Origin of the sequence: Paenibacillus sp. SC116 (assembly GCF_024733555.1) — a bacterium.
Taxonomy (GTDB): Bacteria; Bacillota; Bacilli; order Paenibacillales; family Paenibacillaceae; genus Paenibacillus_B.
In genome coordinates this window covers 2,448,788-2,463,462 of record NZ_JANIOF010000001.1, presented here as the reverse complement: position 1 = coordinate 2,463,462, position 14,675 = coordinate 2,448,788, and the positions used below count along the sequence as shown (strand labels likewise).

The window sequence follows — 14,675 nt, the reverse complement described above, 5'->3', positions numbered from 1 at the left end:
GTAAACCGTATGACGAAAATGAGCAGATTAAGCTTCTGATTTGGCTGAGTTTATAACCGCAAACCTTCATTTTTAATATGTAATTGAGGCTGTACTGCAAGTAATAGACGTTGAAAATCATATTTTGTGTAAAACAAAAATTATCAAGAGCATAAAAAGTTTGAATTGCCTTCAATTTGGGGCGGTGATAAAATGATACAATACTTAAAATGAATAATTATAAATACATGCACTAATTATTATATTAACATATAGAAAGGTTGCATCCTATGAAAGCATACGGCTTACCTCAGAAGCAAGGTCTATACGATCCACAGTACGAGAAAGATGCATGTGGTATGGGATTTGTCGCTCATATCAAAGGGCAGAAGTCCCATGACATCGTTCGCCAAGCGCTAACTGTCTTGGTTAGTATGGAGCATCGTGGCGGTCAAGGAAGCGAACCTAATACGGGGGATGGGGCAGGCATCATGCTGCAGCTGCCGCATCGTTTCTTTGCACAACAGATGCAAGAGCAAGGCGTGGAATTGCCGGAAGCGGGACGCTACGGTGTTGGAATGTTGTTTATGTCCCAAGACGTCCGCATCCGGGAGCGTCACGAGGCGGAGCTTCGTCGTATTGTAGAAGACGAAGGTCAAACCTTCTTAGGTTTCCGCACCGTGCCAACAAACGATGAAACATTAGGTCAGTCTGCTAAATCAGTAAAACCTTACGTTCGTCAACTGTTCATCGGTCGTAGTGAAGACATTCAGAGCGATCTGGCATTCGAACGCAAGCTATATCTCATTCGCAAGCGTGCAGAGCAAGCAATCCGTTATACGAATGAAGAAGGCGCAGATACGTTCTATATTCCGAGCATGTCTTGCCGCAAGATCGTGTATAAGGGAATGCTCACAACGGAGCAGGTAGGTCATTTCTACTTGGATCTGCAAAATCCTTCTTTAGAGACTGCCATTGCCCTTGTGCATTCGCGCTTTAGTACAAATACGTTCCCGAGCTGGGAACGTGCCCACCCTTACCGTTTTATGATTCATAATGGAGAGATCAACACGCTGCGCGGAAATGTGAACTGGATGAACGCTCGTCAAACGCTCTGTCAATCGGAAGTATTTGGTGCTGAGCTAGAGAAGATCAAACCTGTCATCAATCCAGACGGTTCAGATACAGCGATGTTCGATAACACGTTTGAATTCCTCTATTTGTCTGGACGTTCGTTGCCTCATGTGGCAATGATGATGGTGCCTGAGCCATGGTCCAATCACGAGAGCATGGATGCTGCTAAACGCGCGTTCTATGAATACCATAGCTGTATGATGGAGCCATGGGATGGCCCAGCTGCAATGGCGTTCACAGATGGCGTACAGATCGGTGCTATTTTGGACCGTAATGGTCTTCGCCCATCCCGTTATTACGTGACAAAGGATGACTTGATCATTCTTAGTTCTGAAGCAGGTGTTTTGGATATTGCACCTGAACAGATTTTATATAAAGACCGTCTTCGCCCAGGTCGTATTTTGCTCGTCGATACGGAGCAAGGTAGAATTATCTCGGATGAGGAAGTTAAACAGCAAATTGCTAACGAAAACCCATATCAAGATTGGCTTGATGAGCACTTGATTGGTCTTGATGGTTTGCCAGAGGCACCTGAAGTGCCAGAGCCGAAGCATGAGAATGTTCAACAACGCCAACAGGCGTTTGGCTACACCTTTGAAGAATTGCGCAAAGTGCTTGAGCCGATGGCATCAAGCGGTGTTGAACCAATTGGATCGATGGGTTATGACGCTCCGCTTGCTGTACTTTCTGAGCGTCCTCAGCGTCTATACAACTATTTCAAGCAGTTGTTCGCGCAGGTGACGAATCCGCCTATCGATGCGATCCGCGAGGAGATTGTTACTGCTACAGGAACGACGATCGGACCTGAGCGCAATTTGCTGCATCCGGAGCCAGAGAGCTGTCGCCATGTTAGATTGGCTACGCCAGTTCTATCCAATGAGGACTTTGCGAAGCTGCGTCATATTAGACGACCAGGGTTCAAGTCTATTACGATCCCGATTTTGTTCCCAGCAAATGAAGGGGCAAATGGTTTGAGTGCGGCTTTGCAGACCATGTGTGAAGCGGCAGATCGCGTTATAAGCAAAGGACACAACATTATTATTTTATCTGACCGAGGCATTGATGCGGAGAATGCAGCGATTCCAGCTTTGTTGGCGGTCTCTTGCTTGCATCACCACTTAATTGAACAAGGTACGCGTACAAAAGTTGGTTTGCTGCTTGAATCTGGGGAGCCGCGTGAGGTTCATCATTACGCATTGTTGCTCGGCTACGGCGTCAGTGCGGTCAATCCATATTTGGCATTCGAGACATTAGATGACATGATTCGCCAAGGCTTGATCCGCAATGTATCGCATGATAAAGCAGTGAAGAACTATATTAAGGCAGCAACGAAAGGCGTTGTCAAAATTTTATCTAAGATGGGTATTTCTACGGTGCAGTCGTACCGTGGAGCTCAAATATTTGAGGCGCTCGGCTTGGAACAGTCCTTTATTGATAAATATTTCAGATGGACACCTTCTCGTATCGGTGGCATTGGTCTCGAAGAAGTCACGCAAGAAACGCTTGCACATCACAATCGTGCTTACGCTGTTCAAGAGGGACGCGATACAGAATTGGATTCCGGCGGTGATTATCAATGGCGCAAGAACGGGGAAGAACACCTGTTCAATCCGCAAACGATACACACACTGCAAGAAGCATGCCGCAAAGGCGACTACAAATTGTACAAAAAGTATGCTGGTTTCGTACAGAAAGAGTACGGCCAAAATGGTACTTTGCGTTCTTTATTTGAGCTTAAGCCAATCGGAGCAGCAGTTCCTATAGAGGAAGTGGAATCGTTAGAATCCATCTTCAAACGGTTCAAAACAGGAGCGATGTCGTTCGGTTCCATCTCGAAGGAAGCGCATGAGACGCTGGCGATAGCGATGAATCGCATCGGCGGGAAGTCGAATTCCGGTGAAGGTGGAGAAGACCCAGCACGCTTTGTGAAGGATCCTAATGGTGACTGGCGCCGCAGCTCGATTAAGCAGGTAGCGTCTGGACGTTTCGGTGTCACTTCTAATTATTTAGTAAACGCGGAAGAAATTCAGATTAAGATGGCGCAAGGCGCAAAACCAGGCGAAGGTGGACAGCTGCCAGGACGTAAAGTATACCCTTGGGTAGCAGAAGTTCGCGGTTCGACACCGGGTGTAGGTCTTATCTCACCGCCACCGCATCATGATATTTATTCGATTGAAGATTTGGCGGAACTTATTTATGACTTGAAGAATGCGAATCCACGCGCAAATATTAACGTGAAGCTTGTGTCTGAAGTTGGTGTCGGCACGATTGCTGCTGGTGTAGCGAAAGGCCGTGCAGACATTATTCTCGTCAGCGGCTATGACGGTGGAACAGGGGCGTCCCCTCAAGGTTCAATCCGTCATGCAGGTCTCCCGTGGGAGCTTGGATTGGCAGAGACACATCAGACGCTTATTCTTAATAACTTGCGTGACCGTATTCGCCTTGAGACAGATGGCAAGATGATGACAGGCCGTGATCTCGCGATCGCAGCATTGCTTGGAGCTGAAGAATACGGCTTCTCTACAGCGCCGCTCGTTGTAGTTGGTTGTATTATGATGCGTGTATGTCAGTTGGACACTTGTCCAGTCGGCGTAGCGACTCAGAATCCTGAGCTTCGTAAAAACTTCAAAGGCGATCCTGATCATGTTGTAAACTTCATGAAATTCGTTGCTCAAGAGCTGCGTGAATTAATGGCAGAGCTAGGATTCCGCACGTTGGATGATATGATCGGACGTACAGAGTGCTTGAATGTAAAAGAAGTAAGTGATCACTGGAAAGCGAAGCATATTGATTTATCTACTGTGTTGTATCAGCCAGAACTTCCAGCAGGTTCAGCTCGCACGAAAGTTCGCGAACAGAACCATGGTCTTGAGGAGACACTGGATATGCTGCAGCTAGTGCCTACGGCTCAAGCAGCTTTGGAGCAGGCACAGCCTGTAACAGGCACATTCCCAATTACGAATGTGAATCGTGCAACAGGTACAATTCTAGGCAGCGAAGTAACTCGTAAGTATGGCGCGCAAGGCTTGCCAGAGGATACAATCTCCTTCACATTTACAGGTTCAGCGGGTCAAAGCTTCGGTGCATTCGTGCCGAAGGGAATGACGTTGACAGTAGAAGGCGACAGCAATGACTATGTCGGCAAAGGGTTGTCAGGTGGTAAGTTAGTTGTGAAGCCGTCACCGCGCGCAACATTTGCAGCAGAAGAAAATATCATTATCGGCAATACCGCGTTCTATGGAGCAACTAGCGGCGAAGCTTACATTAATGGTATAGCCGGGGAGCGATTTGCTGTTCGTAACTCCGGGGTAAATGTCGTTGTAGAAGGTGTAGGCGATCATGGCTGTGAGTATATGACTGGTGGACGCGTAGTTGTACTTGGTTTTACGGGTAGAAACTTTGCCGCGGGTATGTCTGGGGGTATCGCTTACGTACTTGATATGAACAACACATTCGTGCATAACTGTAACTTGGAAATGGTACTTTTGGAGCGCGTAGAGAATGAAAGTGAGATAGAGCAATTACGCAACATGATCGAGAAGCACGTGAATTACACAGGCAGCTCGATTGGTAGTAGAGTACTGGCTCAGTGGCAGGAGTTATTGCCTAAGTTCGTACGTATTATTCCGAAAGACTATAAGCGTATGTTGGAGCAAATTGAAAAAGTCGAAGCGAAGGGCTTAGTGGGGGAAGCGGCTTTGTTGGCGGCATTCGAAGCGAATATGCGTGAGTTGTCCCGTGTTGGCGGCAACTAGTCAATAGCTTATGAATTTAGTGTTATAACGATTAAGCTTGTATAACCTTAATCCATCATCTACCATGTATAATGGTAGATAGGATTAAGGTTATTTTTTTTGCTTACATAACATAGGATGACGACAAAGACAGGAGTGACATCTAGATGGAATCACCATGGTCTATATTCAGTAAAAATACCCGTGAGATGAACGTATTTATTTGGGCCAGTATGATTCATTCGGCAGGTTCGGCTCTGATGTGGCCGTTAACGACGATATTTGTACATCAACAGTTGGGACGGAGTTTGGCAGAAGCAGGCTTTGTTATTACGATGCAGTTTTTAGGGGGAATGATTGGGCAAGTTGCCGGTGGTTCCTTCTATTATAGATGGGGAGTTCGTAATCTTCTGATAGGGGCACTAGGGGCATCGGCCATACTCCAAGCTTCTCTTGTAGTGACAGCTTATTCAAGCTGGTGGGGGTATGTCATTACGATGTTTGCAATTGGCTTTGCCTCCAACATTTCAATGCCCGCGATGCAGTCGTTTATTGGATTTCGTTGGCCTGAACGAAGAGATGAACTGTTCAATTCTTTTTATGTAGCAAACAATATTGGTGTAGCCTTGGGAACAGCGGTGAGCGGTGTACTTGCTGATATTTCTTTTAATTTGACATTCTTAATGAATGCGACAGCTTCTGCGGCTTTCGCGGTATTTTTCCACTTTTACATGAGTAATGAAGTTACTTCTAGACGAGTGGTAACAACTTCGAGTATCAGGTCGAAGTCAGATAGGTCTGAAGCAGGAAGCATGACTTTGCCAGCCGATAGAGAAAAAGGGGTGTTGCCCCATCTTTCATTAGCGACTAAGCTTCGCTCTATCCATATTTATTTGTTCATCGGCTGCGGCTCCATGTTCATATGGCTTGCCAATTCTCTATGGGGTTCGGGTGTTGCTCCACATTTGACTGACCAAGGAATGGAGATGAAGATGTACAGCTGGCTGTGGACCATTAATGGCATCTTCATTTTTGCTGGACAACCACTACTTAGTTGGTTGAAGCGAAATTGGGCTGTTGAAGCTACTTCTCAATTAACTTGGAGTGCAGCCTTGTACGGTACAGCTTATATGATGGTTTGGATATGGCCGAGCTATACCGGATTTATATTTGCTATGATTGTGGCTACGTTGGGTGAAATGTTAGTATCGCCTGCTGTTCCAGCCTTTCTTAGTAAAGTGGCAGGTAGAGAAGCTCCATTTTACTTAGGCTTAGTAGGAGGGATTAGCTCCTTAGGACGTATGATTGGGCCGCTAGCTTTAGGAATTGCTTATGATGCAGGCGGATTGAATATGGTCGTCATTGTATCCATTATTGTTGCAGGCTTGTCATTAAGCAGCTATATGGTGCATGCGTGGATACAGCGCGGACGACAAGTTCAGGAGCCGAGTTCTATCACGTGTGACAGGTAATTACTCATTTTTCATAGGATTCGACAAAAATAGAAGGGATATTTCGTGTTCGCTCCTCCATTGTCCGACAGTTTAAGCGTTTCTATATGGATATAATAGGGTTATCGTAACTGGATACTTTAATAGAGAGATACCATAAGTTGCGGGATTCTGAGAGAAACGAGGTTTGGAGAATGAAGGTAGGACACGATGTAACTGGTAAGACCCAGCACACGATAGTAGAACAAACCGAGGATAATCCGCTAACGATCACAGTAGATATTAAAGAAATCCTCAACCAACTGGATATACCTTTAGAACGATGGGACGAATATAATAAAAAGAACATACAGGAATCTCATCCTAAAACATAGAAACAAGCGTGTGGACCGTACGAATGTACAACGTCTGCACGCTTGTTCCGTGTTTAGAAACATTTTAGGATAGGGTGCCGCGCATTAAACGCTCAGCTCGTACGAAGGCGATGAAACGTCTAGCTTCTTCTTCGGTTAATTCATCCCCATCTACCGTTAATTTGAATCGTTGCAGTATTTCCTCTTCAGCCAACTCCAACTGCTCAGCAAAAGCATGTACTTCAGGTGAAAGTTCCATTTGAGGAAGTGAAGTACGGCCAACGAGATAATCAATCGATACCTCGAATAAATCCGCTAATTGTGTTAGTGCCTCAAAGTCCGGTTTACGTCGGTTTTTCTCATAATGAGACAATGCTGCTCTCGTAATACCTAACTTGTGGGAAAGTTCCTCTTGAGTCCAACCTTTTGACTCTCTTAACTGTGATATTCGACTCCCTGTTGTCATCTTGTATCCTCCTCTGTGACGGGTAACTGTACACCTTTTTATTGTTACGTGACGAAATGTATCACTGTAGGCATGAATTAAAAAATAGAACTTAAAAAGGATTGACATGCTACATTATGTATCGTAAAGTAAAGAGGTGAAAAGTTACAAATCGTATCAAAATCAACCTTCTAATCCCAATATAAATCTACAAAATGTATCGTTATATGCGCTCACCTTCACTCATCATCGGTTCTATGATTATTTTTTGCTTAGTAAAGGGGATACAACCATGTCGATAAGTGGGTTTCCTCATCATTTAAGCCTAAGACTTACTTTGAAGCGTCCCGTATTAGCATCCATGGGCGTAGAACTTGTCAACCAGAAACCGGTGAATTCTTCTCTTACATGTCCTGTTATAGTCACCTCTGTAAGTCCTTATGGACTGTATATGTTTTCACATCTAGATCTGCCGCTCCAGCATGAACGTGATTATGTTCTTCGCTTCAACTTCCGTTTACATGAACAGGAAATCATACTGTTTGGCCGTGTAGTATGGTGTGATCCTGATCAACATCTATTCCGTTACGGGATTCGTCTTCAGATTATGTCTGAAGAACGTTCGCGCTTATTGCGTTTGCTTAATGATGAGTTGGTTCGTATGATGCCAACACAAAAAGGCATTCATGAGATGTATCAAAGGGTAAGCGATCAAGTACTGCGAACGACAAGTGAAGGTATATGGAAAATATAGATGTCCCAGTACATATTATACCATTTTTCGAAGTGGAATGTCATTGTGACCATCATTAATTCTAGCTAAATCATTTATTCGACATCAATAGGTTTGATTCCTTGTAAAAATGCGCAGCATTCCGCTTGTTTCTACAGGGTCACGAAGTAAGGGGGAGCTTCGAATCCATTTATAGACTGCTTATTATAGGACTGTGTTTCAGTAAAATAAGTCGATTATACAAACATGTTATCGAATTGTTGAAAGTTAGACTATTGATGTAAGGAGTAAGTTTCTAAAAAGCTTAGGAACAGTATTCATTAATCATAAGGAGGATAAGTCAACAGATGGAACTCGATCTTAAACATATGCTGCAGACGATATGGAAGCGAAAGGGGATAATAGCTTTCTTTGTAGTTATCGGCATAATTGCTTCATCTTATTACAGCTATTTGGTGTTAAAGCCTGTTTATCAAGCATCGACCAAATTTATTGTCAATAAGACGCAATTTGAAGAGGGGCAAGGAACGATCAACATTAACGAGCTAAATGCGAATATTAAGCTAATACAGACCTATAAAGAGTTAATTCGTACGGATTGGATTTTAAAAGAGGTACTGCGAAAAAATGCTGACATCCCGTACACAACTACTCAACTGCTCTCGATGGTTAAGGTGTCTTCAACAAATGATACACAAGTGGTAACGATCTCCGTAGAGAATGAGTCCTACCAGATGGCAGCACGGATTGCAAACGAAGTAACGCTTTTGTTTATTGCAAAAATACCAAGCCTCATGCACGTAGACAATGTCACATTATTAACCTCAGCTGATAAAAATGCGGATGCAAGCCCGATTAAGCCCAATCGGCTTATGAATGTCATTATCGCTGCTATCGCTGCTTTTGTTGCAGGAATTAGCTTGGCACTTGTTATCTCTTTCTTCGACGACAGTGTGTATACCGAAGAAGATATTGAATTGGCAACGGGTCTTACGACGTTGGCGGTTATTCCTAAGATGAATAGGAAGCATGTCCGCAGCAAGCATGATAGAGCGTCTAAACAAAGATCGACAACGTCAGGAGGGGACGCTTATGTTACGACTCAGTGATAAATACGCGCGAATTATGGAGCGGCAGCCCTTTTCTCCAATAGCTGAATCTTATCGTTCATTGTGTACACAATTGCAGTTCGTTCAGCGAGGTGAAGAAATGTATGCGCCGCGCGTTATTACGGTTACATCCTCACGTTTGAGTGAGGGGAAGACGACAACGGTATCGAATCTAGCTGTAGCCTTTGCCTCAGAAGGTAAAAAGGTGCTGCTTGTAGATGGAGACCTGCGAAGACCCCGTCTGCATGAAGTATTTGGCATAGATGGTTCAAAAGGATTGTTACAACTATTACAGACTTCAACCCCCCCGTCACAATTTGCCAAAGAAACATCGATTCACAACTTAGACCTCATCAGTGCGGGAGATCTCCTGGACGATCCAGGTAGAATCTTTGCCTCATCCGAGTTCGATCAATTCATTGAACAAGCCCGCGAAGCCTATGACATTGTTTTGTTCGATGCACCGCCAGTGCTGCTTGTAAACGAAGCAAAGCAAATTGCGGTTCGTTCGGATGGTGTTCTGCTCGTTGTTCAACCAGGCAAAACAAAATGGAAGGCGTTGCAACAGGCTCAATCCCAATTGGAACGCGTTCATGCTCATATACTTGGCACGGTGCTGAATGCAAGTGAGGAACATATGGATAAGAAATGGATGAAAAAAGGGGCTCGGTCCCAGCAAGGGTTAAAGATGTCTGCAGCAAGCAAGTAACTGGCTAATGTCGTTTGTGATTATTTTCGCAGGCAAGGTAATATCTCCTACACCTATATCATTGGAGGTACTCGGTCGTACTGTGGGCGAATTTTCGCCTTAGACGTTTATCGTCGGTGGTGCGATGTGAGGAAGGGTTAAATGCCCTATGTCTCTTGTAAAAGAGAGAGTTGTGTCGTTTACGACCATGTCATGTTGTGGCATAAACGACATAGCTGTATCTTTTAATAGGTCAAAAGGGAAGAAGGGACGATTCATAGCATGAACAAAGCCAAGCGGTTATTCGTTCTGATGAGTCTGGATGCAGCTGTCGTCAGCAGTAGTATTGTGCTCGCTTTTTATTTGCAATATGGGAGCGGGTGGAAAGAACAGTTTATGCCGCACGGAATGCTGTTTGGTGGATTAACAGTCGTCTTCTCACTAGCAAGCTTATACATATGTAAGCTCTATCATCGAGTATGGCAGTACGCAAGTGTAGGAGAACTATATTCCATTGTTAAGGCACTCTGTACAAGTGTATTGATCGCCTTTTGTGTTACATGGCTGTGTTTGGGTGGAAATATGTCGGTTGGCATTATTTTGACGTTGTTGGAAACGATGCTGATTGGAATCGGTGCGATCCGATTTATCCGACGTCTGATCCAAGTGCGTTCAGGTCGCGAACACTCAAAAATGAAATCCGAACGGACGAGGACACTCGTTGTTGGGGCTGGCAGCTGTGGCAGTCTTATAACGAGAGAGATGCTTAAACAGAAATCTACTTTCTTGGAGCCGATGGAGCCAATATGTATCGTTGATGATGACATCTCTAAGCTTCATTGTGAAATTCATGGGGTTCTTGTTGCGGGGATGCTGCGGGATATTCCTCAACTTGTGAAGGAATATAACGTTGAAGTAATTGTCATTGCCATCCCATCACTCTCCATGTCGCAGTTGAAGCCTATCGTCGATATTTGTATCGAAACGAAAGCTAGAGTGAGGATGATTCCGCTGTTGAATGATCTGATTCAAGGAAAAGTAACGATTAACAAGATTAGTGATGTCGACATTGAAGTACTTCTCGGTAGAGAACAAATCCGTCTTGATATGGGCCATATTTCTACGTATTTGCATGAGAAGACGGTGCTTGTTACCGGAGCAGGAGGTTCGATAGGTTCAGAGCTTTGTCGGCAAATTGCTCATTTCGAGCCACATGCATTACTGCTGCTGGGACAAGGGGAGAACAGTATTTATGTCATCGAGCGTGAATTGCGCTCCAAGTATCCAAGATTGAAGTTAGAAACGATAATCGCTGATGTGAAAGATGCAGCTCGCATTGATCGTATATTTGCTACCTATGAGCCGCAGGTCGTATTCCATGCAGCCGCTCATAAGCACGTTCCGTTAATGGAGCGCAATCCAACGGAAGCAGTGAAGAACAATTTATTTGGAACGATTCATGTTGCTTTGGCAGCGCATCGCTACGGTGCAGATCGTTTTGTATTTATTTCTTCCGATAAGGCGGTTAATCCGACAAGTGTCATGGGAGCGACGAAGCGCGCAGCTGAAATGTATATTCAAAGCTTAAGCAAACAAAGCTCGACGGTGTTCGCAGCCGTTCGATTTGGCAATGTGTTGGGCAGCCGCGGCAGTGTGATTCCTTTGTTCAAAGAACAGATTCAAAGTGGAGGGCCTGTCACCGTTACACATCCTGATATGATCCGTTATTTTATGACGATACCGGAAGCTGTTCAGCTTGTTATGCAAGCTGGCGCTTATGCAGAAGGCGGAGAAGTGTTCGTGCTTGACATGGGCGAGCCAGTTAAGATCGTGGATCTGGCTAGAGCGGTTATCCGCTTGTCTGGCTATGAGCCTGAGGTTGATATTCCAATTGTATTTACAGGGATACGGCCTGGTGAGAAGTTATTTGAGGAAATGCTCACTGTAGAAGAAGGATTGAACGTAACGAAACATTCACGTATTTTTGTGGGACGGCCACCAATTGTACCGCAGCAGGTACTTGAAGAGGAAGTCATTGCTATAAAAGAAATCCTCAATGAAGAAAATCCACCTATACGTGAAGCGCTGCAGCGGCTAATCCCGACTTATATGCTGCCTAACGAAGATGGATTTACGAATCAGGTTGCAGCGACTACGTGTATGGAAGAACCAGATGAGAAAAAAGCGGTTGTCGATTGGAGAGAGCAGAAGTTGTCTTTGGTATAACGAAAAGGAGAGAGATGGATGGGAAGTCTTCTAAGTAGACGGGGCAAGCGCATGGCAGGGGCCAATCATAATGCGCACACACGACGGACTTCCTTGTGGCATCTGTTCTCGTGGACGCTTACAGGCAATGTATTGTATGCCGCTTGTCAGTGGGCGTTGTTGATCGTGCTGGCACAGCGTGGATCTGTAGAAGATGTCGGTGTGTTTTCGTTAGCTTTGGCGATTAGCGCACCTATTTTTTTATTTACAAATATGCAGCTGCGCGGAATATTGGCTACCGATACAGAACAATTGTACGCTACTGGCGTGTATGTTCAGCTTCGCATCATAAGTTCTTTTTTAGCATTAATCGCTACACTCGGATGTGCAGCGATGTATATTTCAAGCTGGGAAATATGTATGGCTATTGTGTTAATCGGGATATCGAAATGGTTCGAATCCATTAGTGAATTATTGTATGGATGGTGGCAGCAGCATCATCGTATGGATTGGAGTGCACAATCTCTCATCCTGCGTGGGTTGCTGTCTTTGTCTTTATTCAGTGGAGCTTATCTATACACACAAAGTTTGCTCGCAGCTTTGACTGTGTACGCTCTAACATGGGGATGCATACTGATTGCCTTTGATATACCGAGAGCAAGGCGGCTCGAAGGTTTTACATGGAGCGGAAGCAGACGGGCAGGGCTGAAACTATTGCAGCAATGTTGGCCGATGGGAGTCGTGATGATGCTTGTATCTCTGCAAGCGAACGTACCTCGCTACTTCATCTCTGATGCTTATGGCGAGGCTGCACTTGGCTATTTCTCAGCTCTCATGTATGTGATGGTAGCGGCTACTACTGTCGTTTCAGCCCTCGGTCAGAGCATTAGCCCGCATCTTGCAAGAGCATGGTCAGCAGCTGATCGCCCAGCGCTTCGTTCCGTCCTGCGAAAGGCAGCTTATATGATTTGCGCGATTGGAGTAGGGATGACTCTAGGAAGCTGGTTGCTGGGCTCTTGGCTGTTAACGATTTTGTATGGAGCTGATTATGCACAGTATAGTGACTTGTTCCTGATCCTAACGATTTCAACCGCGTTTAGCTGCATCGGTTCCTTGCTTGGATTTGCTTTGACAGCTGCAAGAGTGTTTCGGGCACAACTTGTTATTCATTTATGTACCGTGCTTATCACTATCGTGCTGCAATATACGGTAACCGTTATGGATATGCCTATGCAAAGTACTGGTTACGTACTGCTGGTCTCCAATTCGCTATCTGTTGCTTTGGCGGGTGTTGCTTGGCGTAACTGTATGAAAGTCCTGATGCGTCAAAAATTGAAAACTAACGTACTTCTTTCTGAAAAGACAGGTGGGTGACAAATGGGACGTACATACAAACTAGCAATAGTAACAGTCCTATCAGGCCTAGTTATGCTGGCTATCATATATGGAATGTATGAGTGGCTGGACAAACAGCCATTATTATTTTATATCGTGCTGCTTGTGGGTATGAATTTATCGTTCAGTATATGGTATGGCAAACGCAATCAAATCCGCTCCATGTTCAACAATTTGATTACGTTATTTTTACTGTTCTTCACCCTTTACAGCATTACGTATCCGTTGGATCATATTATTGGTTCGCTTCATGAACGAACGGAAGAAGAACTGGTCAACGTTATACAGTTATATGTATTGGCGAATATTTGCATGTTGATCGGTATAACGGTAGCATCGGTCATTCGCTTGAAAAAAGGGCGCCCCAAATTTAGTAAATCGCTGTGGACGCCCGAACATATCGAGCAGAAAGAAGCAGAAAATCGTCTCTTCAGGCCGCTGCTGTTCTGGCCTGCGCTAATTGTGTTACTAATTGGAATTGCGATTATGGCCTATGATCAAACACGTTTAGGTGGATTCGCCTCTTTAGGAGCAGCTAATCGAATTGAACGATTTAAAGCTATTAGCACTGTTGAGGGAATATCACTGCCATGGAAATCTATTATAACGAGCTCCTTGTTGTTATTGGCGATGTCTGTGCGCACGCGCGCTCAACTGAAACTGTTTGGTTTTATTGTACTGCTGCTAACGTTCTTTTTCTTTTTCTTGATAGGAAGTCGTCTCTACGTTGTCATCGCGTTGCTGCCAAGTTTGGCGCTCTTTATCGATCGTGGTTACATCCGTATAAGTCGATTCCAACATGTCGTCCTTATTCTAATTATGATGGTATTTATTTCGTCGCTGTTCAATAATGCAAGGCTCAGTCTTATTGAAGATGTTCCGTTATCTTCTTTTCCTCCTGAGCGATGGGCATTTTCTACTGGGGAGACAGGAGCGGGCTTTCTTGTCACATTAGATATTACTAGTGTTGACCATTATCCAGAAGCAGACCCTTCTTACTTAACATCAGTGGCGTATATGCTACCTTCTGTCGTCTATCAATCTGTATTCGGGCATGGGAAACCAAGAACGTTGGGTGATTGGTATGTGTGGTATTTTTATCCGTACATCTTTAATGAAGGCGGAGGAAGAGGGTTCTCCCCGATTGCACAAGCATGGATGGTTGGGGGACACATGGGAATAGTGGTGCAATTTTTTGTAGTAGGTGTGCTGTTAGTGTGGATATCTCGCACTTCGATGCTCAAATATATTTGCTTGCCGTTAGCGATCATGTTCCAGCGAAGTCCTATGAACGTTGTCGTGATGGATATAGCCTATGCTTTTGTATTCGTCATATTTATTGTGGTATTGGCAGCGATTATGAGACCGAAAGTGCTAGAGCAAATTATGAAGAGGATTCCAGAACGTCATAAAGCGAATACGTTTCGTGCTAAAGGAAGTAGCTAATTT

10 protein-coding genes are annotated in these 14,675 nt (G+C 44.6%); 9 read left to right on the top strand and 1 reads right to left on the bottom strand.

The features are described 5' to 3' along the window. Positions 1 to 269: 269 nt before the first annotated feature. The 3 genes from gltB (at position 270) to NQ117_RS10740 (ending at position 6,672) form a co-directional block, all read left to right on the top strand. Positions 270 to 4,868 (top strand): glutamate synthase large subunit, encoded by a 4,599-nt coding sequence (gene gltB, locus NQ117_RS10750; RefSeq protein WP_258277932.1) that lies wholly within the window; start codon positions 270 to 272, stop codon positions 4,866 to 4,868. Positions 4,869 to 5,014: 146 nt separating this feature from the next. Next, positions 5,015 to 6,319, top strand: a complete 1,305-nt coding sequence (locus NQ117_RS10745) for an MFS transporter (RefSeq protein WP_258277931.1) — start codon at positions 5,015 to 5,017, stop codon at positions 6,317 to 6,319. Positions 6,320 to 6,492: 173 nt separating this feature from the next. Continuing rightward, positions 6,493 to 6,672, top strand: coding sequence for a hypothetical protein (locus tag NQ117_RS10740; RefSeq protein ID WP_258277930.1), 180 nt, complete (start codon positions 6,493 to 6,495; stop codon positions 6,670 to 6,672). A 64-nt stretch (positions 6,673 to 6,736) separates the two neighbouring features. On the opposite strand, the gene NQ117_RS10735 is transcribed toward NQ117_RS10740, so the two are convergent. Beyond that, on the bottom strand, positions 6,737 to 7,117 hold the full coding sequence (locus NQ117_RS10735; protein WP_258277929.1) for a helix-turn-helix domain-containing protein: 381 nt from the start codon (positions 7,115 to 7,117) through the stop codon (positions 6,737 to 6,739). A gap of 271 nt (positions 7,118 to 7,388) precedes the next feature. On the opposite strand from NQ117_RS10735, the gene NQ117_RS10730 reads away from it, so the two are divergent. The 6 genes from NQ117_RS10730 to wzy all read left to right on the top strand — a co-directional run bounded on the left by NQ117_RS10730 (position 7,389) and on the right by wzy (position 14,672). Then, positions 7,389 to 7,850: a PilZ domain-containing protein gene (locus NQ117_RS10730; protein WP_258277928.1), complete on the top strand. Its 462-nt coding sequence runs from the start codon at positions 7,389 to 7,391 to the stop codon at positions 7,848 to 7,850. 326 nt (positions 7,851 to 8,176) lie between these two features. Then, on the top strand, positions 8,177 to 8,938 hold the full coding sequence (locus tag NQ117_RS10725; protein ID WP_258277927.1) for a YveK family protein: 762 nt from the start codon (positions 8,177 to 8,179) through the stop codon (positions 8,936 to 8,938). Beyond that, positions 8,922 to 9,647 carry a CpsD/CapB family tyrosine-protein kinase gene (locus NQ117_RS10720; protein WP_258277926.1) on the top strand — a complete coding sequence of 242 codons (726 nt, stop codon included), beginning with the start codon at positions 8,922 to 8,924 and terminating at the stop codon, positions 9,645 to 9,647. The genes NQ117_RS10725 and NQ117_RS10720 overlap by 17 nt, the downstream gene beginning before the upstream one ends. Before the next feature lie 261 nt (positions 9,648 to 9,908). Then, entirely contained in the window at positions 9,909 to 11,852 is a 1,944-nt protein-coding gene (locus NQ117_RS10715) for a polysaccharide biosynthesis protein (RefSeq protein ID WP_258277925.1), read from the top strand. Between the two features lie 18 nt (positions 11,853 to 11,870). After that, positions 11,871 to 13,205: a lipopolysaccharide biosynthesis protein gene (locus tag NQ117_RS10710; protein WP_258277924.1), complete on the top strand. Its 1,335-nt coding sequence runs from the start codon at positions 11,871 to 11,873 to the stop codon at positions 13,203 to 13,205. 3 nt (positions 13,206 to 13,208) lie between these two features. After that, positions 13,209 to 14,672 carry an O-antigen polysaccharide polymerase Wzy family protein gene (wzy, locus tag NQ117_RS10705; protein ID WP_258277923.1) on the top strand — a complete coding sequence of 488 codons (1,464 nt, stop codon included), beginning with the start codon at positions 13,209 to 13,211 and terminating at the stop codon, positions 14,670 to 14,672. Positions 14,673 to 14,675: the final 3 nt, after the last annotated feature.